23 protein-coding genes are annotated in these 23631 nt (G+C 60.0%); 8 read left to right on the forward strand and 15 right to left on the reverse strand.

What is annotated here, in order from left to right; translation table 11 throughout:
- Positions 1–237: 237 nt before the first annotated feature.
- Positions 238–1425 carry a CaiB/BaiF CoA transferase family protein gene (locus tag CSAL_RS16150; protein ID WP_011508477.1) on the reverse strand — a complete coding sequence of 396 codons (1188 nt, stop codon included), beginning with the start codon at positions 1423–1425 and terminating at the stop codon, positions 238–240.
- Positions 1426–1453: 28 nt separating this feature from the next.
- Positions 1454–2242 (reverse strand): enoyl-CoA hydratase/isomerase family protein, encoded by a 789-nt coding sequence (locus tag CSAL_RS16155; RefSeq protein ID WP_011508478.1) that lies wholly within the window; start codon positions 2240–2242, stop codon positions 1454–1456.
- 265 nt (positions 2243–2507) lie between these two features.
- On the opposite strand from CSAL_RS16155, the gene CSAL_RS16160 reads away from it, so the two are divergent.
- Positions 2508–3035 (forward strand): gamma carbonic anhydrase family protein, encoded by a 528-nt coding sequence (locus CSAL_RS16160; protein ID WP_011508479.1) that lies wholly within the window; start codon positions 2508–2510, stop codon positions 3033–3035.
- 83 nt (positions 3036–3118) lie between these two features.
- On the opposite strand, the gene CSAL_RS16165 is transcribed toward CSAL_RS16160, so the two are convergent.
- The 4 genes from CSAL_RS16165 to CSAL_RS16180 form a co-directional block, all read right to left on the reverse strand.
- Complete coding sequence (locus CSAL_RS16165) at positions 3119–4021, reverse strand: NAD(P)-dependent oxidoreductase (RefSeq protein WP_011508480.1); 903 nt, start codon at positions 4019–4021, stop codon at positions 3119–3121.
- A 34-nt stretch (positions 4022–4055) separates the two neighbouring features.
- Positions 4056–5507: an NADP-dependent succinate-semialdehyde dehydrogenase gene (gabD, locus tag CSAL_RS16170; protein WP_011508481.1), complete on the reverse strand. Its 1452-nt coding sequence runs from the start codon at positions 5505–5507 to the stop codon at positions 4056–4058.
- A gap of 57 nt (positions 5508–5564) precedes the next feature.
- A complete protein-coding gene (gene denD, locus CSAL_RS16175) occupies positions 5565–6542 on the reverse strand; it encodes a D-erythronate dehydrogenase (protein WP_011508482.1) in 978 nt (325 codons plus the stop codon).
- A 149-nt stretch (positions 6543–6691) separates the two neighbouring features.
- Positions 6692–7438: a FadR/GntR family transcriptional regulator gene (locus CSAL_RS16180; protein WP_011508483.1), complete on the reverse strand. Its 747-nt coding sequence runs from the start codon at positions 7436–7438 to the stop codon at positions 6692–6694.
- 222 nt (positions 7439–7660) lie between these two features.
- On the opposite strand from CSAL_RS16180, the gene CSAL_RS16185 reads away from it, so the two are divergent.
- The 5 genes from CSAL_RS16185 (at position 7661) to CSAL_RS16205 (ending at position 13042) form a co-directional block, all read left to right on the forward strand.
- Positions 7661–8695, forward strand: a complete 1035-nt coding sequence (locus CSAL_RS16185; protein WP_011508484.1) for a 4-hydroxythreonine-4-phosphate dehydrogenase PdxA — start codon at positions 7661–7663, stop codon at positions 8693–8695.
- A 31-nt stretch (positions 8696–8726) separates the two neighbouring features.
- The gene (locus CSAL_RS16190; RefSeq protein ID WP_011508485.1) at positions 8727–9899 is read left to right on the forward strand and encodes an L-rhamnonate dehydratase; all 1173 of its coding nucleotides are present in this window, start codon (positions 8727–8729) and stop codon (positions 9897–9899) included.
- Positions 9900–10006: 107 nt separating this feature from the next.
- On the forward strand, positions 10007–11011 hold the full coding sequence (locus tag CSAL_RS16195) for a tripartite tricarboxylate transporter substrate binding protein (protein WP_011508486.1): 1005 nt from the start codon (positions 10007–10009) through the stop codon (positions 11009–11011).
- 33 nt (positions 11012–11044) lie between these two features.
- Positions 11045–11536, forward strand: a complete 492-nt coding sequence (locus CSAL_RS16200) for a tripartite tricarboxylate transporter TctB family protein (RefSeq protein WP_043558699.1) — start codon at positions 11045–11047, stop codon at positions 11534–11536.
- Between the two features lie 3 nt (positions 11537–11539).
- A complete protein-coding gene (locus CSAL_RS16205; protein ID WP_011508488.1) occupies positions 11540–13042 on the forward strand; it encodes a tripartite tricarboxylate transporter permease in 1503 nt (500 codons plus the stop codon).
- A gap of 65 nt (positions 13043–13107) precedes the next feature.
- Here CSAL_RS16205 and CSAL_RS17350 read toward each other — a convergent pair whose 3' ends face one another.
- The 6 genes from CSAL_RS17350 to pyrE form a co-directional block, all read right to left on the reverse strand.
- Entirely contained in the window at positions 13108–13776 is a 669-nt protein-coding gene (locus CSAL_RS17350; RefSeq protein ID WP_011508489.1) for a GntR family transcriptional regulator, read from the reverse strand.
- Between the two features lie 252 nt (positions 13777–14028).
- Positions 14029–14853, reverse strand: a complete 825-nt coding sequence (locus tag CSAL_RS16215) for an HpcH/HpaI aldolase/citrate lyase family protein (RefSeq protein ID WP_011508490.1) — start codon at positions 14851–14853, stop codon at positions 14029–14031.
- Between the two features lie 46 nt (positions 14854–14899).
- A complete protein-coding gene (rep, locus tag CSAL_RS16220; RefSeq protein ID WP_011508491.1) occupies positions 14900–16948 on the reverse strand; it encodes a DNA helicase Rep in 2049 nt (682 codons plus the stop codon).
- Positions 16945–17439, reverse strand: a complete 495-nt coding sequence (gene trmL, locus CSAL_RS16225) for a tRNA (uridine(34)/cytosine(34)/5-carboxymethylaminomethyluridine(34)-2'-O)-methyltransferase TrmL (RefSeq protein ID WP_011508492.1) — start codon at positions 17437–17439, stop codon at positions 16945–16947. The genes rep and trmL overlap by 4 nt, the downstream gene beginning before the upstream one ends.
- Positions 17440–17529: 90 nt before the next feature.
- Complete coding sequence (locus CSAL_RS16230) at positions 17530–18084, reverse strand: YfaZ family outer membrane protein (protein WP_011508493.1); 555 nt, start codon at positions 18082–18084, stop codon at positions 17530–17532.
- Positions 18085–18164: 80 nt separating this feature from the next.
- The gene (gene pyrE / locus CSAL_RS16235) at positions 18165–18869 is read right to left on the reverse strand and encodes an orotate phosphoribosyltransferase (protein WP_011508494.1); all 705 of its coding nucleotides are present in this window, start codon (positions 18867–18869) and stop codon (positions 18165–18167) included.
- A gap of 92 nt (positions 18870–18961) precedes the next feature.
- Here pyrE and CSAL_RS16240 point away from each other — a divergent pair, with 92 nt between their 5' ends.
- Positions 18962–19729, forward strand: a complete 768-nt coding sequence (locus CSAL_RS16240; protein ID WP_011508495.1) for an exodeoxyribonuclease III — start codon at positions 18962–18964, stop codon at positions 19727–19729.
- 56 nt (positions 19730–19785) lie between these two features.
- Here CSAL_RS16240 and rph read toward each other — a convergent pair whose 3' ends face one another.
- Positions 19786–20508 (reverse strand): ribonuclease PH, encoded by a 723-nt coding sequence (rph, locus tag CSAL_RS16245; protein WP_179152373.1) that lies wholly within the window; start codon positions 20506–20508, stop codon positions 19786–19788.
- Positions 20509–20703: 195 nt separating this feature from the next.
- Here rph and CSAL_RS16250 point away from each other — a divergent pair, with 195 nt between their 5' ends.
- Positions 20704–21567: a YicC/YloC family endoribonuclease gene (locus CSAL_RS16250; RefSeq protein WP_011508497.1), complete on the forward strand. Its 864-nt coding sequence runs from the start codon at positions 20704–20706 to the stop codon at positions 21565–21567.
- 174 nt (positions 21568–21741) lie between these two features.
- Here the strand turns inward: CSAL_RS16250 and CSAL_RS16255 are convergent, their stop codons facing one another.
- Both CSAL_RS16255 and CSAL_RS16260 read right to left on the reverse strand, forming a co-directional pair.
- On the reverse strand, positions 21742–22773 hold the full coding sequence (locus CSAL_RS16255) for a nickel/cobalt transporter (protein ID WP_043558708.1): 1032 nt from the start codon (positions 22771–22773) through the stop codon (positions 21742–21744).
- Positions 22758–23429 (reverse strand): DUF1007 family protein, encoded by a 672-nt coding sequence (locus tag CSAL_RS16260; RefSeq protein ID WP_011508499.1) that lies wholly within the window; start codon positions 23427–23429, stop codon positions 22758–22760. Before CSAL_RS16260 ends, CSAL_RS16255 begins: the two co-directional genes overlap by 16 nt.
- Between the last annotated feature and the right edge of the window lie 202 nt (positions 23430–23631).

Below are 23631 nucleotides of genomic sequence, written 5' to 3' on the forward strand. Positions count from 1 at the left end.
GTGCTTGGCGAGAGTGCCCCGGGCGCGGCTGACGACCGGCGCGTCTCCCCCTGGCCCACCAGGTCGGGCAATGCCGGCAGCCCTGGCGCGGTTTCGATTTGCAGCCACAGCGGCTGGCAGACTGCTCCAGCGCTGGGACGGACTGGCCTTGGGCACTAGCGGGTGTGAGACGGCTCTCGATATTCTGGCCCCCTGAAGAATTCGTACCTTCGACCTTTGCCTTCGGAGGCAACAACTCTACTTGATCACGCCCTGCTCACGCAGCACCGCCAAGCGTTCGGCGGACAATCCCAAGCCCTGCAGCACTTCGTCGGTATGCTGAGCATATACTGGCGCTGGTTGGCGTATGGAAGGTGGCGTCAGTGACAACTTGCTGGGAAAGCCCACCATCTTCATCTTGCCGATCACCGGATGTTCGACCTCCTGCACCATGCCGCGCTCTTGGTAATGAGGATCTTGCACTGCCTGGGCGAAGTTATTGATGGGACCGGCCGGGACTCCCGCCTGATCACATCTTGCCAACCAGACATGCATGTCATCGTTGGTGAAAATCTCTTCCAGAACCGCCTCGAGGGCCTCGACATTCTGCCCACGGTGGTAGTTGGTCGTGAAGCGTGGGTCTTCCAGCAGGTCGGGGCGCATGATGACCTCTTGGCACAGTCGCTCCCACGTGCGTTGATTGGCGCAACCAAGCATGAAGTAACCGTCGCGCGCTTGAAGCGCCTGATAAGGAGCCGACACGCGATGCCGCCAGCCAGTGGGCTGCGGAACAGTACCTTCCGAGAAGTATGCAGCCGCCTCCCAAGAAAACCAGGGGAGGCCGCATTCGGCAATGGCAACATCGACCAACTGTCCCTCGCCAGTATTCATCTTGTGGATGTAGGCCGCGAGAATGGAATAGACGGCCGTGATACCGGCGCCAATATCGTACACGGCGATCCCGGTCTTCAACGGCCGACGCCCTGGCTCACCGGTCATCGACATCAGCCCGGTCATGCCCTGGGCCACCAAGTCGAAGCCCCCCTTGTGACTATAAGGTCCTGTCTGTCCGTATCCCGAGATGGAGCAGTAGATGATGCCCGGATTGATGTCTTTGAGAGTTTCGTAGTCAATCTTCAGCGACTTGGTGACACCCGGGCGGTAATTCTCGACGATGACGTCAGCATCTCTTGCCAACTGGTAGAAAAGCTCCTTGCCCTGTTCTTCCTTGAGATTTATGGAGATACTCTTCTTGTTACGATTGATCTGAGCAAAGCACGTCGACTCCTCATTGACGTAAGGGCCCATCTGGCGGCTATCGTCGCCACCATTGATCTTCTCGACCTTGGTCACCTCCGCGCCAAGATCGGCAAGCACCATAGTGCAGTAAGGCCCGGCCATGATCTGCGAGATATCCAGCACCTTCATATTTGGCAGTGCGAGCATTTCCTAACCTCCTGTCTATCGTTTGTCTTTATTTTCCTAGCCAGGTATGCGCCTGCTTGTGGATAAAGGCATCCACGGCGTTATGGAAATCTTGGCTGGTGTAGCAGAGCGCAATAAGATCCTCGTCCATTCCCGGCGCGGGCCGCTGATGAGCTTGGACTCGTCGGATACCTTCCTTGCATGCCTTGAGCGTCAACGGTGCGAAGCTGCTTAACTTGTCAGCAACGGCACGCACCTCCTCTTCGATGATGTCCGCCGCACAGATTTGCGTGACCAGACCAGCGTTATAGCTCTCCTCCGCCTTGAGCAGCCGGGCCAGCATCAATACTTCCTTGGCGCGTGCCGCCCCTACCAGACCGACGAGGCGCGCAATGTTGTTCATCGACACGCAGTTACCCAAGGTGCGCGCGATGGGGATACCAAACTTGAGCTCTGGCGTCGCATAGCGGAAGTCGCAGGCCATGGCGATCGCCGCCCCTCCTCCGATACAAAAGCCTTCAATCAGCGCAATGGTCGGCTTCTGGAGGGTTTCCAGACGTTCAATGACGCGATCGATACGTCGCTCGTAGCCGATTGCATCAGCCGCATCATCGAATTGCGTGAACTGCTTGATATCGGTGCCAGCGACGAAGGCCTCTCCTCCTTCGCCACGCAACACCACGACATCGACGCTGTCGTCTTTCTCCAGCTCGTCACATAGCCGCTCAAGACCGTCGTACATGCCCCATGTCATGGCGTTGCGGACTTCGGGACGATTGAATGTCACCCATGCCAGTCGCCCTTCCCGAACACACTCGATTTCCGCTTGCTGTTCCATGCTCTTCTCCTCGGTTCTCGGCTGCACGCTGCAAGGCCTTGGCCTGGGTCGACACTCGCCTTCAAAGAATGAACTCATAATTCATTTTTACAAAATAGACTTTAGTCTACCGGCCAAAAAGAGTTACAAATGCTTTATAAACAATGACTTACTGTATGGAACAGAAAGTGGCGTGAAAGCAAATTTGAATTCATAATTCCAAAGTACAATGATTTACTCGCTTGCACTAGGCTGTGCCATATCAACAACGATCAGGAGAACATAGATGACTCGCTATTCGCTGAGAGACGCATCTCCCACATTAGAACCGAGCGCATACGCCGCTCCCGAGGCGGTGATCATCGGTGAGGTGACGCTGGGCGAGGACGTCAGTGTCTGGCCTGGAGCCGTACTTCGAGGAGACAACGCAGCAATCACTATCGGCAGAGGCAGCAATATACAAGAGAACTGCGTACTGCATGTCGATCCCGGTTTTCCCCTGACCATCGGCGACAACGTCACCGTGGGTCACCTCGTCATGCTGCACGGCTGCACGATCGGCAACGGCAGTCTGGTCGGTATGCACGCTACCGTGCTAAACGGTGCCGTCATTGGCGAGAACAGCCTGGTCGGCGCCGGTGCCATGATCACCTCAAATAAACAGTTCCCGCCCTGCTCGCTTATTTTAGGCTCGCCGGCCAGGGTGGTTCGCACACTCAGCGATGAAGAAATCGCAGGCCTGCAAGAAAGCAGCCAGAATTATGTCGAGCGCAAGGAGCGTTACCGGCACGAACTCCAACGAATCGATACCTAAGCGGAACACTAATCAAGCGGCCCGCAGCCATGAGCCATTCGCGCTCGACATGACGAAGCCCTTTCCGTTTTGGCGCGCGCCGCTTAACCGTCTCTCTCGCCTTCCGCGAGAAGGCCGATCAATTCAGGAATCGCAGCCTCGGCATGCCCCGCGTTTCTCGCGTCCTCGAGCACTGCAAGGATGCCGTTGGCTGCGTTCTTGTTGGCCTGCAGGTCGCCCGCCATGGCCACGTAATAGCCCAGGTCCTTGTGTGCATTGGCAATGCTGAAGCGAAAGCCGGAACTGTCTCGTTCGAGAATGTACGGCTGCAGGCGCTGCAGGATAGCGCCAGCACCGCCACCTTTGGCGAGCACCTCCACCAGTGTCTCTGGCTCGATACCACCCAATTGTGCACAAGCCGCGGCCTCGGCCAGGACAGTAGAAAATCCCACCGACACGAAGTTGTGCAGCAATTTAAGCTTGTGGCCTGCTCCCACCGGCCCCGCATAGGTAATGTTTTCGGCAAAACTCTCCAGTAGAGGTTTATGCTTCTCGAACAACTCGCGATCGCCACCGACGATAAGGTTGAGCCGACCTTCTGCAGCTTCTTTCGGCGTGCGCGTCATCGGCGCGTCCAGAAAGCGCCCACCGGCTGTCGCAACGGCGTCAGCTATCTGCTCCGTCGAACTGGGAATCGCCGTAGAGCAGTCGATCACCACTCCCCCCGGCTTCAAGCCCTTGAGCACACCATCATCGCGAAACAAGACATCTTCGACTTGCGGCGAGCCAGTGACGCAGACAATGACCACATCGCAATGAGCCGCCAGCTCCCGGCCAGTGGCAAAGCGCTGGGCACCGTTGCCCACGAGCGTGTCTACTGGCTGGTTACCCGGGTGATCGAGGAACCCCAGCGGCCAGCCATGCTTCTGAATGTTGCTGGCGATACCGTGCCCCATCAGGCCGATGCCGACCACGCCGACCCGTATATCCGCTCGATTGTCATTCATGTCGTTATCATCCTCAGCTAAGCTTCCTGCAGACTCACAGACCGCCCATGCACATGTACTTGATTTCGATATAGTCCTCGATTCCGTACTTGGAGCCCTCACGCCCTATGCCGGACTCCTTGATACCGCCAAACGGCGCCAGTTCCGTGGAAATCAACCCTTCATTGATGCCGACGATGCCGTACTCCAGAGCCTCGGCGACACGCCATACACGGCCAATATCACGACTATAGAAGTAGCAGGCGAGACCAAATTCAGTAGCATTAGCCTGACGGATCACCTCGGCCTCGTCACTGAAGCGCAACAGCGGTGCCACCGGACCGAAGGTTTCTTCGTTCATAAGACGAGCTTCAGCGGGGACTTCGGTGAGAATGGTAGGCGTAAAGAAGCCCCCGCCCTTGTCGTGACGACTACCACCCAGGTAGACCGTGGCACCCCGCGCCTGCGCGTCCTCGATGTGCTGCTCGACCTTTTCGACGGCTGCCTGATCGATCAGCGGGCCAATGGTGACATCCGGCTCCATGCCATCACCGACACGTAGCGCATTGACGGCATGGGACAACTTGGCCGCGAAGTCGTCGTAAACGTTGTCATGAACGAAGATACGATTGGCACACACGCACGTCTGGCCGGCATTGCGGAATTTAGAGGCCATCACCCCAGCCACGGCTTGGTCCAGGTCGGCATCGTCGAAAATGATGAACGGTGCGTTGCCACCCAGTTCCATCGAAACCTTCTTGACGGTGTTGGCGCATTGGCTGAGCAGTACCTTGCCCACCTCGGTGGAGCCGGTAAAAGAGAGTTTACGGACAATGGGGTTGTCGGTTAGCTCGCCCCCCACCGTGCGTGCCGAGCCAGTCACCACGTTGAGCACTCCTTCGGGCACGCCGGCACGCTCGGCCAGTTCGGCCAGCGCCAGCGCTGAATAAGGCGTACTCGATGCGGGTTTGACCACCACAGTGCAACCCGCCGCCATGGCAGCACCGGCTTTACGGGTGATCATGGCGTTGGGGAAATTCCAGGGCGTGATCGCCGCAACCACGCCGATCGGCTCCTTGGTGACGACAATACGGCGATCGCCGGCGTGTGCAGGGATCACATCGCCGTAGATGCGCTTGGCCTCCTCACCGAACCACTCGATGAAGGAAGCACCATAGGCGATCTCACCCCTTGCCTCTTGCAGGGGCTTGCCCTGTTCAAGGGTGAGAATGGTCGCCAGATCATCTTGATGCTCCATGCATAGGTCGTACCAGCGACGCAGGATGACGGCACGCTCTTTCGCTGTTTTGGCTCGCCAGGCTGGCTGGCTGGCGTCGGCAGCATCGACGGCCGCACGCACCTCTTCTCGGGACAGGCTAGGCACGCGGCCCAGACGCTCCTGAGTGGCAGGATTGGCGACATCAATGGCCGCCCCATCATCAGCCTCGATCCAGCGTCCACCGATGTAACATCGTTGTTTGAAAAGGCCATCGTCTTGCAAGTTCATGGGACTACCACTCCTTATTTGTTGGTCTTGTGGGTACCGCCCGGGCCGATGGCGTACTTACATTGAGGCGGCTCGTTCGCGCAGGTGGCTCTCTACGATTTCCCGGAAGTCGTCGTCCCCGGCGAAGCCCAGCCGTTTTGCCTTGTCGGTGCGAAAACGAGCTGGCCAGCTGGCAACGATGGTTTCGATATCCTTGTTGTGGTGGTGCTCCACTCGTGCCAAGGCCTGCTCGCCACCATGACGGCGCAACGCCTCCAGCATCTCGGCAACGCTCACTGTAAGGCCCGGCAGCATGACACTGCGTGAGGCGCCAAAATCATCTCCGGACACTTCCGCACCGTGGATTAGCGCGGCGACCACCTTGCCCGGCGACATCACAAACATTTCCAGTTCGGTGGAAACCGGACAGATGGCAGTCTCACCACCGAGCGGCTCGCGCAGGATACTCGAGGCGAAGCTAGAGGCAGCAGCATTGGGCCGCCCCGGGCGAATCATGATGGTTGGCAAGCGCAGTACACGGCCATCAATCAAACCCCGCCGGCTGTAATCGCTGATCAGCAGTTCACACATCGCTTTTTGGGTGCCATACGAGCTCTGCGGTGTCAGCGCCGTCATGTCATCGAGCACTTCAGGTAACTCACCTCCGTAAACCGCGACCGAACTCGTCATGACGAGGCGCGTTGCGGAAAGAGCATAACGACGACAACCTTCCAGCAAGGCACGCGTGGCATCGAAGTTAACCGTCATACCCAGGTCAAGATCGGCCTCCGCTTCCGCACTGACCACAGCGGCCAAATGAAAGATCACATCGGGCCGTTCACCGAGAGATGCATTCAGGGCACCAGGCTCGGCAATATCCAGGTCGCGACACTCGACATCGATGGCATCATTAGAAAGTGACTCCAGGGCGGGGGCAGCTGGGTCGATCAATGTCAATCGCGTCAACGCTTGCCCATCGAGGCGTCCGCGGTCGAGTAGTGCCGCAATCAGGCGCTGCCCGAGAAAGCCAGCAGCGCCGGTTATCAGTACGTGCATAATTCATTCCTTTCATTGTTCGTCACGCTTTCAGATTGACCAGTGGGTGCGGCTTTACAGGCGGCCTCATAATGCCGCTCCCCCTGTCGAAGCCACGCACCAATAACCTTGTCCGGTGACTTTCCGATCCCAGCGACGCATGAACGCGTTTAGCCAGACCCACCCGCCATTTTTTCTTTGGTCGTCCGGTAAACACTATCGAGATGGGCGAGCATGGCTCTTTCAGCAGCATCCGGATCGCCTCTCTTCAAGGCCTCGACAATGTATATATGCTCACGGTAGCTGCGTTCGACCGCGCCAGGCTCGAGCAATACGCGTCGCCTCACGTACAGGTCAAAGCTGTAGAGTTCATCGGCATATTTGACCAAGATATCGTTATCGGCATATTCCGAAATCAATCGGTGGAACGCCTTGTCCGACATCTGGAAGGGTATTGGGTACTCGCCATTACACTCGGACTGAGTCTTGAGCATCTTTTCCAACTGGGCGACGCCATGATCGTCGATCTTCAAGGCTGCACGCCGTGCGATCGCCGACTCTATCACCAGGCGGCTCTCGTAAACGCTATCAATGTCATAGCGAGACTCACCGACAGGGCCAGTTGCTTCCTCGCCCTGCATAAGCCGGTAATGTTGGAGTGCCGATTCATCGACGCACACCCGAGTCTTACTACCATGCGATACGCTGACCATCCCCAGGGCTGCCAAGTGAGACACGGCACCACGAATCGTCTCTCGACTTACGCTGAAAAGCTGCGCCATCTCACGCTCGCTGGGTAGTTCATCACCATCCTGGAGCAGCCGATTGCGCACCATGTCCACCAACTTGTCGGCCAGCAACTCTTTCTTGGTCTTGTTTCTCAGCGCCTGCTCGAACGCAAAAGCCGGGTTATCCATCTCAGATCACCTCCCACCAACTGGTCTAACTTTTAGTCCATGAATCAAAATACCACAACGTTATTGCTACCTAAGTATAAGACAACGACGCACTTTTGGCCTTGACGCTCCCGTGCTGGCAACTAGGCTTGACGTTAACTGGACTGGTAATACAACCAGAAGACCAGATAACGGCAAAAGCATCACCAATTGCACGATGCAGCATTAAAGGACCCAGCCCCCATGACACCGCATAACGACAACCAAGATACTCGTGTCCGCCCCCTCATCGGCATCGTCCTGGGCGACCCAGCTGGCATTGGACCGGAGTTGATCGCCAAGCTTCTGGCGGACCCTGCCTCTCAGGAAAGCGGCCATGCGGTGCTGGTTGCCGACACTTGGCTCTGGGAAGAAGGCCAGCGCATCGCCGGCACTCGGCTCGATTTACCTGTGATCGAACGCTTCGCCGAGGCACGCGAATACACGACCCCCGTACTGATGCCCATCGATAGTATTTCTCGCGACGAGACTCGCTACGGCGAAGCGAACGCGGCGGGCGGACGTTCTGCGCGCCATGCCCTGACGCAATGTCTAGATGCCGCCGTACGGGGTGATATCGACGGGATTTGCTTCGGCCCGCTGAACAAGTATGCCATGAAGCTCGGAGGCATGAACTTCGAGGACGAACTGGGATTCTTCGCCGATTATTTGGGTGTCAATGATTACACCTGCGAGTTCAATACATTCGGAAGTATCTGGACCTCGCGTATCTCATCACATATTCCATTGAAGGATGCGCCTTCCTACGTCACGCGTGAACGTATCCTGAAAGCGGCACGCCTCACCGATAAGTCACTACGTTTGGCCGGATTTGCTGAACCACGCATCGCCGTCGCGGCATTCAATCCACATGGTGGCGAGAGTGGAACCTGCGGTCGCGAGGAAGTTGACACTATTGCCCCGGCAGTGGAAGAAGCGCAAGACGAGGGGCTCACAGTGTCCGGCCCTCACCCTGCTGACACATTATTTCTCAAAGTGCGCGACGGGGAATATGACGCCGTGGTCACCATGTTTCACGACCAAGGGCAGATCGCCATAAAGCTTCTCGGTTTTCATGAAGGGGTCACGGTTCATGGCGGCCTGCCGGTGCCCATTACCACACCAGCACACGGTACGGCCTATGACATCGCCAGCTCTGGGAAAGCCAACCTGCGCCCCACTCACAATGCTTTCAAATTGGCTTGCCAAATGGCGGCCAGCAACCGGCTTTCCAGCTAACTCCTCATCACGACGCTAGACGGACAAGATTATGAAAATCACGCGCGTAAGAGCCCGCGTCTTCGAATGGAAAGGCGACACAGTGCCACCGCAGCCGCATTTCTGCACCAATGCCATGGATGCCCTGTGGGATCGGGGCGATGCCATGGGCAGTTTCCGGTTTCATGGCTGGACGGTGGTCGAGGTCGAAACGGACGAAGGGATCGTCGGGCTCGGCAACGTGGCCCTGGCGCCACGTGTCGCCAAGACGATCATCGATCAGCATCTTGCTCCTCTGGTCATCGGCCAGGACCCGTTCGACTACGAGTACCTGTGGCAGCGCATGTATCGCGCAACGCTGGCGTGGGGACGGCGCGGTATCGGCATGGCGGCGATCTCGGGCGTCGACATCGCCATCTGGGACATCATGGGCAAGGCGCTTGGCAAGCCGGTATTCAAGCTGCTGGGCGGGCGGACCAAGGAGAAGATCCCGTGCTACGCCTCCAAACTCTACAACACCGATCGCGAGACGATGCAGCACGAGGCGCAAGCCTATCTCGACCAGGGCTTCACGGCGATGAAGATGCGTTTCGGCTATGGGCCCAAGGATGGGCCCCGCGGCATGCGCGAGAACCTCAAGAGCGTGGCCGCGGTACGCGAGGTGATCGGCGAGGACATCGACCTGATGGCCGATTGCTACATGGGATGGAATCTCGACTATGCCCGGCGCATGCTGCCCCGCCTCGAACCCTTCGAGCTGCGTTGGCTGGAGGAGCCGGTGATCGCCGATGACATCGACGGCTACGCCGAACTCAACCGCATCGCCCCCATGCCGATTTCCGGCGGCGAGCACGAATTCACCGTGCACGGTTTCCGACAACTCCTGGAGAAGAAAGCCGTCTCGGTGATTCAGTACGATACCAACCGCGTCGGCGGCATCAGCGTGGCGCGCAAGATCAACGCCATGGCCGAGGCTTTCGAGGTACCGGTGATCCCGCATGCGGGGCAGATGCACAACTACCATCTGACGATGGCCTCGCTGGCCTCGCCGATGTCCGAATTCTTCCCGGTGCATGACGTCGAGATCGGCAATGAGCTTTTCTACTACCTGTTCGAGGGCGATCCAGAGCCCATCGACGGATATCTCGACCTAAACGACGACCTTCCAGGACTTGGGCTCACACTCAGTGAAACCAATTTTGACCAGTTCCACATCGTCGAGTAGGCAATTCTCGACGGCAATATTCATTCTTTGATCAGTAGAGGAGGCAGTCAACGCTTTACGCTCACAAGAACAATCGCTCAGCTCACAGACATATCGGGAGAACTACCATGACTATCACAACAAAACGCAACAGTTTTCTACAGATCGGCGGTACCATGGCAGTAGCCTTTGCATTGGGTTCCGCAACATTCGCAAGCTCTGCCCAGGCCGAAGAGTCCTCTTGGTCTCCTTCGCAGAACGTATCGATGGTGGTGCCTTTTAAACCAGGCGGTGGTAGCGACACGTTCGGCCGCGCAGCTACATCAGGAATCAAGGAGGTCAGGGAAGATGTCGAGATCTCCGTCAATAATATTGTAGGTGGTTCAGGAGCCATCGGTTACTCAACACTCTTGCAACGAGATGGCAACCCCCACTACCTGCTCGCCTCGGAGACAGGGGCAGCCATCATCCTGCCCCTCATGAACGACGTCCCGTACAGCTGGGACAAGCTAACGCCAATTGCTGAAGCTGCCGAAGATCACACAATGATCATCGTCGCCAATGATTCTCCGCATGAATCCATTAGCGACCTGGTAGATGCGGCAAAGCAAGGCCAAGTGAACATCGCTATCTCAGGCAAGGGGAGCCCAGCATCACTAGCCTTCCAACTGATTGAACAGAACCAGGACGTAACGTTCAACCGCGTCGTCTTCGAATCAGGATCGGCCAACAACGCAGCTCTACTCGGCGGTGATGTCGCCGCCGCCGGCGCCAACCCCGGTGAGGCTATCGAACTCATCAAGGCCGATAAAGTCCGCGCCCTGACTATCTTCAAGGAGGAACGTTTCGACCAAGGCCCCTTGGCCGAAGTGCCGACAATCGCCGAAGCGGGAATCGATGTCGATGTCACACCCACCCTGCAATTCCGTGGAATACTCGCTTCTCCCGGTCTCAGCGAGGCACAAAAAACCTATTGGGAAAACGCCGTCAAGTCGTGGTCTGAAACCGAGGGCTACAAGACTTACATCGAAAACAATTACCTAACCCCCAAGGTCCGCACCGGTGAAGAATTCGCCGCTTTCCTCGAAAAACAACATAACACTATTGCCCCGCTCCTGACTGAAACGGACTGAGAGGTAATCACCATGAAACCGAGAGGAGACTATGTGGGAGCGCTGATCCTCGTCGCAGTGGGAGCGGCGTTCTCCACCCTCTCGGTCGATTACGGCATCTGGGGGGAGGGAGCCCGAATTACTCCGGGCTTCGTCCCCTTCGTAGTCGGCCTGCTATTGGTCGCCTTCGGTGCAATGATCGGCTGGGAGACTTGGCGATCAAGAGTTAAGTCTACAACGCCCCCATCAGAAAATGACACTGAGTCCAGTTCAATAACCAGCAAAGAATTACGCTACAACACTACAAAAACCGTGGCACTCGTCTTTGGGTTATTGCTCATAGCGGTCATCTTGGCGCCTATTCTTGGATTCCTTATAACCTTTTCCATTCTTGTCTTCGTGATCTTGGCCGGTGTAGAGCGCGAACACATCGGATTCAGTTTCGCTATCAGCTTGGGTATAGGCCTGCTCGCGTGGCTGATCTTTTACCAATTCATGGGGATCCGTTTACCCCTCGGCATCAGTGCCCCGCTGCTTGGAGGCTGAATAATGGATTTCTTCTCACACCTCATAACGGGGTTTGGCACCGCGCTATCCCCCATGAACTTGCTCTATTGCTTCATCGGGGTCTTGCTCGGAACGGTCATTGGCCTGCTCCCTGGATTAGGCTCAGCCACCGGCGTCGCGTTGCTATTACCCCTAACGCTCACTCTCAGCCCGATCACTGCGCTTATCATGCTCGCGGGTATCTACTATGGAGCCCAGTATGGCGCGACGATCACCTCGGTCTTAATTGCAACGCCAGGCGACTCGGCCAGCGTCGTCACCGCCATCGACGGCTATCCGATGGCTCGACAAGGCAGGGCCGGACCAGCCTTGGCCATCGGTGCGGTCTCAAGCTTTGTGTCGGGCATCACCAGCTTGATTCTCCTCATGGCGTTAGCGCCAGTCTTTGCCTCGCTGGCGCTGCATTTCGGGCCACCCGAAATCTGCGCACTGATCGTTCTTGGCTTCACAAGCATCGTCGGCTTCAGTGGCACGTCGAGAATCAAAGGGTTGGCCATGGCCACTTTCGGCGTTGCTATCACCACTATTGGCCTCGATCCTCAAAGCGGCAGCACACGTTTTACCTTCGGCTTCATTAACCTTTTCGGGGGTATCGGTTTCTTGCCAGTCGTGATTGGCCTGTTCGCGGTTGCCGAAGTACTGCATCAAGTCCGTAGCGGCAAAGTTGAGCCAATACGTACACGGTTTCGCGATATGATCCTGAAGCGGGAGGACTGGCGGAGATATCGGACCACAATATTCAGTAGTGGGTTACTTGGCTTTTTCATCGGAGTGCTCCCGGGCGCCGGGGCCACACTCGCTTCTTTTCTAGGTTACGATCTGGCACGCCACTTCTCTAAGCACAAAAGCGAATTCGGCAAGGGAGCGATAGAGGGAGTGGCCGCACCGGAGGCCGCGAACAGCGCAGCCGTCAATGGCTCCTTCGTCCCAACCCTTACCTTGGGTATTCCCGGGTCGGGTACCACCGCAGTGCTCCTTGGCGCCTTCATTGTGTTCGGCATTCAGCCTGGCCCCTTACTTTTCACCAACGAGCCTGATCTGGTCTGGGGGTTGATGGCCTCATTTTTTATCGGCAGTGTAATTTTGCTGTTGCTAAACCTGCCTCTAGTCCCCCTATTTGCCTCGATCCTGCGTTTCCGTTATGAACTGATCTACCCTTGTATCTTGTTCCTTTCCTTCATCGGCGCTTACGCCATTGAAAACCGTATGTGGGGAGTCTGGCTAGCACTGGCTTTCGGAATAATCGGTTATTTCATGAAGCGCTATGACTATCCCACTGCGCCTTTGATACTCGGCATCGTTCTTGGCGGGATGTTCGAGAAGACGCTAATCCAGACTTCTTCCATGGGAGGCGGCGACCTGACGATCTTCCTTGACCGCCCAATCGCCATGATACTTTTCGCGTTAGCCGCGCTCATTCTTTATGGCCCGCGATTATCAAAAGCATATAGAAAAATACGGAAACTGAGCGCCAAAAAAGCCTGAAAACAACTCAAAAAACAGGCCACCCTGCTTTTTAAAAGGTGGCCTGCACACACCAACGAGATGCATCATGACATACTCTTGGGCTCCGCCATATCAGACAGGGAAGACACCTCAACTTTATCGCTGAGATGGCGGCGCAGAATTTTTCCCAGTGTCTCGCCATCTCGGCGACGAAGAGCGTCGATAATATCCTCGTGATCCTGTACCGCTTTAGCCCAGTACTCTCTGCTGAGCTCGGCGGAAAAACGAACACGCCGAACCCTCTGATTCAAGTTCTTGTAGACATCAATCAGCACATCATTGCGGGAGGCAACCACGATTGCTTCATGTATCTGCTGGTTGGTCAACAGATACTCGGCCATGTTGGAATTCTTGTAATGAGCCAGCATTTGATAGTGCAATGCTTCTATATTAGCGAGTTCGGCATCGGTAACATGTGCGCAAGCCAGTTCGCCGGACAACCCCTCGAGTGCACTCATAACTTCCAGCGTATTCTGTAAAGTATCGATGGTCAGTTTGGAGATGCGTGCACCTCGGTTCGGCAGAAGTTCTACAAATCCTTCCGAAGCCAATACTTTCAAGGCTTCTCGCAGGGGGGTGCGCGAGACGCCAAATTGTTCACAGAGCTGTTTTTCAGGAACACGGCTCCCGGGTGTCAGCGTACCCGCGTCGATCATATCACGAATACGTACAGCGACTTCACCATGTAGCGTGTTCTGCTTGATCTTATCCATAGACCTATCCGATGTCCGAGTACACAGTATCGCACTACATGACAAGCACGCGGCGATCCAGTTGACCGTGTGATGCCTCAACCGCACTATGATGGCTAATAACGAATTTTATATTTTGAATTCATTTCTGCAGCATTCTAGCAACCACGCCTTCCTTCTGCTATCCCACCTCTTTTTACAGGGCCCAATCGGTATACGCGCCTCCCGCGATAGCGCCATAGCTTCCTACTTATCTTCGGGGACTTGCGGCCATTACCCCTTCGCCTCGTGCTTGGCGAGAATGCCCCGGGCGCGGCTGACGACCGGCGCGTCGACCATCTGGCCCGCGACGCTGAATGCGCCGGCCTCGCGGTCGGCACCGTCGATCACTTGCCTGGCCCAGGCGACATCGGCCTCGCTGGGAGAAAACGCCCGATTGACGGCGGACAACTGCCGAGGATGGATGCATAGCATGCCGGCGAAGCCCATCTCCTTGGCGTGAACGGCCGCCCGCGCCACGGCGTCCGTATCGTCGATGGCCGGATGCGGGCTTTCGAATGGCGCGGCCAGGCCCGCCGCGCGCGAATGGACCACCAGCTGGTAGCGCCCCTGGTCGAGCATTTGGCGCGCCCCCGGCGTCTCGGGCGTGAGTCCCAGCTCGGAGATCAGATCCAGGGCCCCGAAACTCAGCCGCTCGACGCCGGTCATGCCCGCCAGGCCGGGCAACGCCAGCAGCCCTGGCGCGGTTTCGATCTGCAACCACAGCGGTTTGCCGCAGGCGGCGGCCTGCTCAAGCGCTGGGACGGCTTCGGCCTTGGGCACGAGCAGATGCGTGACGGCCCTTTCACGCGCGCACAGCGCCAGGTCGAGCGCATGATGCGGGGAAGCGGGCGCATTCACGCGCACCACGAGCGAGGCCTGAGGGTTGTCCGCCAGAAAGGCCGCCAGAGCCTCCCGGGCCGCGGCCTTGTCGCCATCGGCCACGGCATCTTCCAGATCGACGATCACGACATCCGCCGGGCTGGCCAGGGCCTTGGCGATGCGGTCCGGCCGCGTGGCCGGAACGAACAGTAGCGAGCGCAGGGCGTGCGGGTTCATAAAAGGCTCCGTCGAATGACACGGTTGGCATTCAGGCAATGGCAGATTATCCCAGCAACGAGCGCAGTCCGGCGATGGCATCCTTGCCGCGCGCCTGCTTCTTCTCGGGGTCTTCCTTGTCGGCGCGACCTTCCCATTCGAGATCGTCGGGCGGAAGCTCCTCGAGAAAGCGACTGGGCGTGCAGTCCAGCAGCTCGCCATAGGCCTTTCGCTGGCGGGCCAGGGTCAGCGTCAAGGTGCGCCGCGCCCGGGTGATGCCGACGTAGGCGAGGCGCCGCTCCTCTTCGATGGTGCCGGCTTCGATCGCATTGCGGTGCGGCAGCAGTTCTTCTTCCAGCCCCATCAGGTAGACGTGCGGGAACTCCAGCCCCTTCGAGGCATGCATGGTGAGCAGCTGCACCCGGTCGGAGTCGTCCTCCTCGGCCTGCTGCTCGAGGATATCGCGCAATACCAGCCGCGAAATCGCGGACTCCACGTCGTCGGTCTCGTCGGCGTCGTCATCGTCGCGCTGCATCGACTTCTCGAGCTGGTCGATCAGGGTCCACACATTGGCCATGCGCCGCTCGGCGATGGTCGGGGCGCTGGCGTTCTGGAACAGCCAGGCCTCGTAATCCATCTCGCGCAGCATGTCGCGAATCGCCGCGATGGCATCGCCCTGGTCCATGCGCCGGCGCACGCCGTCGATGAAGTGCGTGAAGCGCGACAGGCGCTCCACCGCACGCGTGGGCAGCACCTGCTCGAGGCCGATTTCGTGACATGCGGCGAACAGCGACACCTGCCGCTCGGTGGCATAGTTGGCGAGCTTCTCCAGTGTTCCCGGCCCGACCTCGCGACGCGGCACGTTGACGATGCGCAGGAAGGCGTTGTCGTCGCCGGGGTTGATCAACAGGCGCAGGTACGCCATGGCATCCTTGATCTCGTTGCGCGAGAAGAACGACGTGCCGCCGGAGAGCTTGTAGGGAATCTGGTAATGCTGAAGCTTGAGCTCCAGTAACCGCGCCTGGAAGTTGCCCCGGTAAAGGACCGCGAAATCGCGCCATTCGGCACGCTCCTTGATGCGCCGGGTGAGGATCTCGCTGGCCACGCGCTCGGCCTCGGCCTCTTCGTGACGATTGACGATGACGCGAATGGCATCGCCCTGGCCCATCTCCGACCACAGGGTCTTCTCGTAGACGTGGGGATTGTTGCCGATCAGGGTATTGGCCGCGCGCAGAATGGTACCGGTGGAGCGATAGTTCTGTTCGAGCTTGATGACGTTCAGGCGCGGGAAGTCTTCCCCCAGGGTGACCAGGTTCTCGGGGCGCGCGCCGCGCCAGGCGTAGATCGACTGATCGTCGTCGCCGACCACGGTGAAGGTGGCGCGCTCGGCCATCAGCAGCTTGACCAGTTGATACTGGCTGACGTTGGTGTCCTGATACTCGTCGACCAGCATATACTGGATCTTGCGCCGCCAGCGGGCCAGGGCGTCGGGATTGTCGCGCAGCAGCACCACCGGCAGCAGGATCAGGTCGTCGAAGTCGACCGCGTTGTAGGCCTTGAGATGCCGGCTGTAGGCTTCATAAACCCGCGCCGCGTATTGCGTGTCTTCATCCGCGGCGTGCGAGATCGCCTGCCCCGGCAGCACCAGGTCGTTCTTCCACTGGGAAATCTGCCCCTGCACCGCGTTGATCTGCTCGGCGTCGGTATCCGCTTCCTTCTGCATCAAGTCGCGCAGCAGTGCCTTGGCGTCCTCGGGATCGAACAGCGAGAAGCCCGGCTTGTAGCCCAGCGTCTTCAGTTCGCCGCGAATGATGTTGAGCCCCAGGGTGTGGAAGGTCGACACCGTCAGGCCGTGGCCCTCGCGCCCCTGGAGCATCTCCCCCACGCGCTCCTTCATCTCGCGCGCCGCCTTGTTGGTAAAGGTCACCGCCGCGATCTTGCGCGCGCTCATTCCGCATTCCTGGATCAGGTAGGCGATCTTGGTGGTGATCACGCTGGTCTTGCCGGACCCGGCACCGGCCAGCACCAGGCAAGGGCCGTCGATATACCGCGCGGCTTCCTGCTGGCGGGGATTGAGCTTGGCGAGGCGCTGGCGAATCGAGGGAGAGGTGCTCATGACGTCGGCACCGCCTCCGCATCGGCGATCCCCGCCCCGGCGAACTCGAGCTGACGCCAGGCTTCGAAGACCAGGATCGCGCAGGCATTGGAAAGGTTCAGACTGCGGCTGTCGGGCAGCATGGGAATGCGCAGCCGCTGCGCCGGCGGCAAGGCATCAAGCATGGCCTGCGGAAGCCCGCGGGTCTCGGGGCCGAAGACCAGGGCATCGCCTTCCCGGTAGGCGACCTCGTGATAGCCGGTGCGTCCGCGCGTGGACACCGCCAGCACCCGCGCCGGCTGCACGCTTTCCAGGAAGGCGCGCCAGTCGGCATGTACCTTGACCCGCGCCCACTCGTGGTAGTCGAGCCCCGCGCGACGCAGACGCTTGTCGTCGAGCGCGAAGCCCAGCGGCTCGATCAGATGCAGGCGGAAGCCGGTATTGGCGCACAAACGGATGAGATTGCCCGTGTTGGGCGGAATTTCGGGCTCAAAGAGTACGATATCGAGCATGAGGATCACTGTGCCATGGCGGCGATGAGCCCCCATGATACGCAATCGGCGCCCCGAATGGGACGCCGATCGGGGCTTTCTGCAGCGCCCTCAGAAGCCGACGCTGACGCCGACCACCGGCCCGCTGTCGAGGGTATGCTCGCCGCTCTCGTCGAAGTCGGTGCGGTAATAGCGGTAGCCGCCATACAGGTAAGTCTGCGAGACGACGTTGACCCGCGCCTGGGCACCGTACTCATAGCTCTTCTTGATGTCGCCGTGACTCAGGCCATCCGGCGTATAAAAGCCGTAGCCGCCCACCGAGGTCAGTGGAATCGGGGTGTCGACGAAGGCCGAGCCCCCCAGGCCGACACCACCGCCATCACCGAAATGCGTGTCCTGGTATTGATAGCGCGCGCCCACCGACAGATCGACCAGCGGCAGGTACGGCGAGAACATCAACGACCCGGAGTAGGTATCGGCATCGTGACCGCTGTCGTCCGACGTGAAGTAACCGACGCTCGCGCGCAGCGTGGGAAAGATGCTTTGGCTCGCCTCGATGCCTCGGGAGTCGGCACCCGCGTTGGCGGACACGCTGAGCGCCATGGCCTGATGGCTGGCCAGCAGAAGGCCGGCGGAAGCAAGCACGGAACCGAGTGACTTGATCATGGGAGACTCTCGCAAAAGATGGTGAACACTGCCATCACTATGGCATAATCACGACAGTTTAAAAACGCCGTTTTCAAACCTTATCCGTCGAGACGCACACCGTAACGGTCGCGATACGCACGGATAGCGTCGGCGTGCTGGCGCAGCGACTGGTCGCTCTCGTCACCCTGTGACTGGCGCGTTTCCAGGTAGGCCAGTACCTGGTCCAGGGTCACGATGCTGACGACGGGCATGCCATACTGGCTCGTCACTTCCTGGATCGCGCTTTGCGCCTTGAGGCCGTTTTCGTCCTGGCCGCGCTCCTGACGGTCGAGAGCGATGACCACGCCGGCCGCCTCGGCACCGGCGGCGTCGATGAGCTGCATGACCTCGCGGATCGCGGTACCGGCGGTGATGACATCGTCGATGATCAGCACCCGACCGGCGAGCGCCGCGCCGACGATGTTGCCGCCTTCGCCGTGGGCCTTGGCTTCCTTGCGGTTGAACGCGAACGGCAGGTCGCGGTCATGATGATCGGCCAGCGCCACGGCGGTGGTCGTCGCCAGCGGGATGCCCTTGTAGGCAGGGCCGAACAGCACGTCCGCCTCGAGCCCGCTATGCGCGATGGCCTGGGCATAAAAGCGGCCCAGGCGCGCCAGCGCACGGCCGCTCTTGAACAGACCGGCGTTGAAGAAATAGGGGCTGATCCGCCCGGACTTGAGGGTGAATTCACCGAACTTGAGCACGCCTTCGTCGATGGCGAACTCGATGAACTCCCGCTGGTACGGCTGCAGTTGAGCAGTCACGCTGACTCCCTATCACCCTGATCGTTTCTACACATTTACCTAAACGTCGAAAGCTCAGGTATCATACACGCGCGACGAAAAAGGGACCATGTATGAAAATCGCCAGCATCAATGTCAACGGGATCCGCGAAGCGGTCGGGAGGGGGTTTCTCGACTGGCTGGCCAACCAGGACGCCGACGTCGTCTGCGTGCAGAATCTCAAGGCCAAAAGCTTCGAACTCGACGACAGCATCCTCTTTCCCGAAGGGTACGAAGGTTACTTCCTGGATGCCGAGGAAGACGGCTTCTCCGGCGTGGGGCTCTATTGCCGCACGATTCCCAAGGCCATCATGTACGGGCTGGGTTTCCCCCAGTGCGATAACGAAGCGCGTTTCCTGCAGGCCGATTACGAGCGCTTCAGCATCGCCAGCTTCCTGATGCCCGACGGCAGCGATCTGGAGGCCAAGCAGGCCTTCATGAATCAGTACCAGGAATATCTCAGCAAGATGGTGCGCAAGCGCCGCGAGTACATCATCTGCGGAACCTGGCACATCGCGCACAAGACCATCGACCTCGCCAACTGGGCCGACAACCAGACCACGCCGGGCTTTCGCCCCGAAGAGCGTGCCTGGATGGATCAGGTCTTCGGTCCGATGGGCTACATCGACACCTTCCGTGAGGTCAATCGCGACGCCAATCAGTACACCTGGTGGCCCAAGCTCGACCAGGACGTGCCGCGCGCGCGACAGGAAGGCTGGCGTCTGGACTACCAGATCGTCGGTCCCGAGTTCCGCCGCCACGTGGTGGATGCCTGGATCGACCGCGACGCGACCTTCTCCGAATTCGCGCCGCTCATCGTCGAGTACGATCTCGAACTGTAACGTCGCCGGTCCCCGCGCCCATGACGACGCCGGCCTCTGGCCGGCGTCGTGCGTTTTCAGTCACGAAAACCCAGTGCCTCGCGCTGATGCGCGAACAGCTGACGCCCGGCGCCTTCGGCCAGGTCCAGCATCGCATTGAGCTCCTGACGGGTGAACGTCGCCGTTTCGGCAGTGCCCTGCACCTCGATCAGGCCACCATCCTCGGCCATCACCACGTTCATGTCGGTACCCGCCGTGCTGTCCTCGGGATAGTCCAGGTCGACGACCGGCTGTCCCTTGAAGATACCCACCGACACCGAGCTCACCAGCTGCTTGAAGGGATCCTTCTTGATCAGCTTCTCGCGCTGCAAGTGATGGATGGCATCCACCAGCGCCACGCAACCGCCGGTGATCGACGCCGTGCGCGTGCCGCCATCGGCCTGGATCACGTCGCAATCCACGGTGATCGTGAATTCGCCCAGCTTCTTGAGATCCACCACGGTGCGCAGCGAGCGACCGATCAAGCGCTGGATCTCCAGCGTACGGCCACCTTGCTTGCCGCGCGTGGCTTCGCGTCCGCCACGGGTGTGAGTCGCGCGCGGCAGCATGCCGTATTCGGCGGTGATCCACCCTTGCTGCTTGCCACGCAACCAACGCGGCACGCCGGCTTCCACACTGGCGTTACACAGCACCTTGGTATCGCCGAAGCTCACCAGTACGGACCCTTCCGCATGGCGCGTGTAGCCCCGTTCCAGGGTGATCTCGCGGGGTTGGTCGGGCTGTCGTCCACTCGGGCGCATACCACCTCTCTGCATCGTCGGTCGAAACACTCACTTCAAAAGCCCCGGATCGCAAGACCCAGGAGCGAGACGTCCAGTCACGGCCATGCCGCGACGATCCACGCATTCTACACCCAAGCGGGCCTCACGCGGACCGGGAATCGGTTAGACTGCAGAATTGAGTGAGATTGGCCACATACCGCGCAGGAGAATCGCATGGCGTACAGCATGACCGCCTTCACCCGGCAGACGCAGGACGCCGACTGGGGCAGCTTGCAGCTCGAGCTGCGTTCGGTGAATCAGCGCTATCTGGAACCGCACTTCCGCCTGCCGGACAGCCTTCGCGATCTCGAGCCCGCCTATCGGGAGGCGCTGCGCAAGCGTCTCTCGCGCGGCAAGGTGGAATGTACGCTGCGTTTCGATCCGGCCCACGACGACGCCACGCTCAGCGTCAACGAGACGCGCCTGGCCACCCTGGCCCAGGCCCTCGGACGTGTCCGTGAGCAGGTCCCCGACGCCGCCATGCCCAACGCCCTGGCGCTGCTCGACCACCCGGGCGTCCTGGAAAGCGACGGCGTCGATCTCGAACGCGTCCAGCAGGCCGCCCAGGCACTGTTCGAAACCGCGCTGGACGACCTGACCGCCGGCCGTGCCCGCGAAGGCGAGCGTCTCGCGGCCTTGATTCGCGAACGGCTGGCCGGCATCCGCGATCTGGTGGCCGAAGTTCGCGCGCACCTGCCCGCCATTCTGGACAACCAGCGCCAGCAGCTGGCCGACCGCCTGAACGCTTTCAAGGCCGAACTCGACCCGCAACGTCTCGAGACCGAAATCGCCCTGCTCGCCCAGAAGGCCGACGTCGCCGAGGAGCTCGATCGTCTCGAGACGCACGTGGCCGAAGTCGAGCGTCAACTCAGGCAAAAAGGCCCCATCGGCCGCCGCCTCGACTTCCTGATGCAGGAACTCAACCGCGAAGCCAACACCCTCTCCTCGAAGTCCATCGTCGCCGACACCACCCGCTGCGCGGTGGAGTTGAAGGTGCTGATCGAACAGATGCGCGAGCAGATCCAGAATCTGGAGTGAATGGCTGACGCCAGGCGACTTGCTGGCACGTCACCGACGTCGCAGCCATCGCCACGAAGCCATCACCGCAACGTAGCGGCGCATGCGGGTGGCCTGACTGAGCGGACACGGATATATGCAGAGGGCCTGCGAAGACGGGGGGCGCACGCAGACGAGTCCCTGAACTCAGGAACCTCAGCGAATCCCCGGCAGAGCCACCCCCGAGGTGCCTGGAACACTGATCAGCAGCCCGATCCCCAGCGCCAGGATCAGCACGCCCCCGCACAGGGCAATCCCGTGCCCGGCCAGGCGCTGCCAGTGAGGCGTCGAGCGCGCCAGCAGGCGCGACGCGCGCTGCTGAGCGAAAACGGCGAAGATTGCCAGACAGGAAGTGGTCACCGCCGTCCCCACCGACATGGCCACCACCGCCAGGACGCCGGCCCACCAGTAGCCCAGCAGACTGGCAACGCCCAGTACCATGACGGCGCCGCTGCAGGGCCGCAGGCCGATCGCCAGCAAAGTACCCAGGCTCTCGCGGATCGTGCCCGTGGCGTTGGGGTCGATGTGATGATGACCGCCGCAGCGATCGCATGCCGCGCCAGTGTGCGGCTCGATGGGCCGCTTCGAAGCGCTCGGCGCAACCTCGAAGGCCATGCCCTCGAACGATGCAGGATGGCCACTGGCGTCGGCGGCCAGGGGGGCTCGCCGCGACTGGTCCAGTGCCCGCCTGAGCCGGGCCAAGGCACGCAGCGTCAGCCAGGCGCCGAGCCCAATCAGGACGATGAAGCTGAGCCGCTCGAGCAGGCCGGTCTGTGCCATGGCATCGCGGGTCAGCAGGCCCAGCCCCCATACCAGCACGCCGACCAGCGCAATGGCCACCAGCCCCTGGAGCAGCGCTGCCGCCACGGTCAGTGACAGCCCGCGTCGCAGGGCGGTGGGGTGCGAAAGCAGGTAGGCGGTGATCACCGCCTTGCCGTGCCCCGGGCCCACGGCATGAAAGACGCCGTACCCCAGGCTCAACGCCATCAGGCTGAGACTGGTATCGAGCGACGGCTGCCGCGACAGGGCCATCGTCGACAGGGTCAGGCCGCGCTGCAGCGAGCGCTGCCAGTCATGCGTCTGGGCCATGACGAGTTGCGCCATGGCCTGTCCCCAGTCGGTCGTGGCGAGTATGGCAAGGGCCAGCAGCGGCAGCAGGGCGATCAGCACACCTAGCGTGCGGGACATGTCACCTCCCCGGCTTCGGCGAAGAATCGGCCGAGACCGCCCGGGGCGTCGGCATCGATGTCCAGCGCCGCCGCTTCGGCCACTTTCTGCGGATCGGGGTCGGCGGCGATGACCCGGCTCGCACAACCTTCGGGGGCATTGCGCAGAGTGATCGGCTCTGCCACGTCTTCGTCGTAGAGAAACTCGATGTAGTAGGTGTCGTCGTAGATTTTCCAGGTCAAGGGCGAGCCGTCGAGCGCCAGCGGCTCGGCCAGGGGCACGACGAAGGAGAACTCCAGGCGCTGCCCATCGAGCCGAGTGGTGTAGTCGCGCAATTGCCCCAGGGGGACGTTCTCGCCGTCATGCGCGACATGGGTCAGATAGTTCGAGCGGCCCAGGTTCTGGGCGATCTCCTGGCCGAGCATGTCCAGCCGCTCTTCCATGCTCTCCTCGCCCTCGGCGCGAGCCATCTCCTCGGTCAGGGTCAGGCTGTAGAAGGGGTCCATTTTCCAGGCCTGCTCCAGGGCGACGACGTGGGCCTGGTCGTCGAAGTGCAGCGTGACCCGATAATCCACCCAGCCATGCGGGTGAGCAGCCGCCGGTAACGGCATCAGCAATGCTACGAGAAGCAGCCCGTCACAAACGCGGCGCTCCCGGAAAGTTAGACGACCCGACATGCCTGCTCCCAAAGGTTGTTCAGACCATTCATGGAATGTTTGGCGCTCCCCGAGAACGGCGCCCTCCATCACCGGACATGCGCTTGCGTGTCGTCCGTAGTATATCGACCATTCGCCGAGAACGGGATCGCCTTGAGCCAAGGCGACAAGCGAGATGCGATCACGGTGCTGGACGCTTACACTGCCGCACACGAACGTGTTC

It is taken from the genome of Chromohalobacter israelensis DSM 3043 (assembly GCF_000055785.1).
Classification (GTDB): domain Bacteria; phylum Pseudomonadota; class Gammaproteobacteria; order Pseudomonadales; family Halomonadaceae; genus Chromohalobacter; species Chromohalobacter israelensis.

Excerpts from the sequence above, each read along its gene's own strand:
- denD (WP_011508482.1), bottom strand. The coding sequence starts at position 6,542 with ATGCACGTACTGATAACCGGCGCTGCTGGCTTTCTCGGGCAGCGCCTG.
- CSAL_RS16165 (WP_011508480.1), bottom strand. The coding sequence starts at position 4,021 with ATGAATGACAATCGAGCGGATATACGGGTCGGCGTGGTCGGCATCGGC.
- CSAL_RS16155 (WP_011508478.1), bottom strand. The coding sequence starts at position 2,242 with ATGGAACAGCAAGCGGAAATCGAGTGTGTTCGGGAAGGGCGACTGGCA.
- CSAL_RS16150 (WP_011508477.1), bottom strand. The coding sequence starts at position 1,425 with ATGCTCGCACTGCCAAATATGAAGGTGCTGGATATCTCGCAGATCATG.
- gabD (WP_011508481.1), bottom strand. The coding sequence starts at position 5,507 with ATGAACTTGCAAGACGATGGCCTTTTCAAACAACGATGTTACATCGGT.
- CSAL_RS16240 (WP_011508495.1), top strand. The coding sequence starts at position 18,962 with ATGAAAATCGCCAGCATCAATGTCAACGGGATCCGCGAAGCGGTCGGG.
- CSAL_RS16180 (WP_011508483.1), bottom strand. The coding sequence starts at position 7,438 with ATGGATAACCCGGCTTTTGCGTTCGAGCAGGCGCTGAGAAACAAGACC.
- CSAL_RS16205 (WP_011508488.1), top strand. The coding sequence starts at position 11,540 with ATGGATTTCTTCTCACACCTCATAACGGGGTTTGGCACCGCGCTATCC.
- CSAL_RS16160 (WP_011508479.1), top strand. The coding sequence starts at position 2,508 with ATGACTCGCTATTCGCTGAGAGACGCATCTCCCACATTAGAACCGAGC.
- rph (WP_179152373.1), bottom strand. The coding sequence starts at position 20,508 with ATGCGCCCGAGTGGACGACAGCCCGACCAACCCCGCGAGATCACCCTG.
- CSAL_RS17350 (WP_011508489.1), bottom strand. The coding sequence starts at position 13,776 with ATGGATAAGATCAAGCAGAACACGCTACATGGTGAAGTCGCTGTACGT.
- CSAL_RS16260 (WP_011508499.1), bottom strand. The coding sequence starts at position 23,429 with ATGTCGGGTCGTCTAACTTTCCGGGAGCGCCGCGTTTGTGACGGGCTG.
- trmL (WP_011508492.1), bottom strand. The coding sequence starts at position 17,439 with ATGCTCGATATCGTACTCTTTGAGCCCGAAATTCCGCCCAACACGGGC.
- CSAL_RS16190 (WP_011508485.1), top strand. The coding sequence starts at position 8,727 with ATGAAAATCACGCGCGTAAGAGCCCGCGTCTTCGAATGGAAAGGCGAC.
- CSAL_RS16250 (WP_011508497.1), top strand. The coding sequence starts at position 20,704 with ATGGCGTACAGCATGACCGCCTTCACCCGGCAGACGCAGGACGCCGAC.
- rep (WP_011508491.1), bottom strand. The coding sequence starts at position 16,948 with ATGAGCACCTCTCCCTCGATTCGCCAGCGCCTCGCCAAGCTCAATCCC.
- CSAL_RS16195 (WP_011508486.1), top strand. The coding sequence starts at position 10,007 with ATGACTATCACAACAAAACGCAACAGTTTTCTACAGATCGGCGGTACC.
- CSAL_RS16255 (WP_043558708.1), bottom strand. The coding sequence starts at position 22,773 with ATGTCCCGCACGCTAGGTGTGCTGATCGCCCTGCTGCCGCTGCTGGCC.
- CSAL_RS16215 (WP_011508490.1), bottom strand. The coding sequence starts at position 14,853 with ATGAACCCGCACGCCCTGCGCTCGCTACTGTTCGTTCCGGCCACGCGG.
- CSAL_RS16230 (WP_011508493.1), bottom strand. The coding sequence starts at position 18,084 with ATGATCAAGTCACTCGGTTCCGTGCTTGCTTCCGCCGGCCTTCTGCTG.
- CSAL_RS16185 (WP_011508484.1), top strand. The coding sequence starts at position 7,661 with ATGACACCGCATAACGACAACCAAGATACTCGTGTCCGCCCCCTCATC.